Annotated in this window: 1 pseudogene; it reads left to right on the plus strand. The window is 63.3% G+C overall.

The window, feature by feature from the left end:
- A pseudogene (locus AB4Y43_RS40510) lies at positions 1-422 on the plus strand (chemotaxis protein); the annotation flags it as partial.

A 422-nucleotide genomic window follows, 5' to 3' on the forward strand; every position in this document is an offset into this window, starting at 1 on the left:
CGCGATGGAAAAGGATATCGGGACGATCGTGGCCGTCAACGAGGCTGGGGCGGCCAAGGAAGGCGAGGCAGCCGGTCAGGCCTATTCGCACGCAATCGTGCTGGTGATCGCCCTGATCGTCTCGGCTTCTGCGGTTGCGCTGGGCGTGGCGCTGATCATCGCCCGTGGCATTGCGAAACAGCTTGGCGGGGAGCCTCGCGATGCAGCTGCGCTGGCCAGCGACATCGCAGCGGGTGATCTGCGCGTCGCGTTGCAGCTGAAGTCCGGAGACCGTTCGAGCTTGATGTTCTCGCTTGGCGCCATGAAAGACCAGCTGACTCGTATCGTGCAGGGCATCAAGACTTCCAGCGAGTCGATCTCGGTGGCGGCGGGCGAAATCGCTCAGGGCAACACTGATTTGTCGCAGCGCACCGAAGAGCAGG

The sequence above is a fragment of the Paraburkholderia sp. BR10872 genome (assembly GCF_040965835.1).
In the GTDB taxonomy this organism is placed as follows: Bacteria; Pseudomonadota; Gammaproteobacteria; order Burkholderiales; family Burkholderiaceae; genus Paraburkholderia; species Paraburkholderia nodosa_A.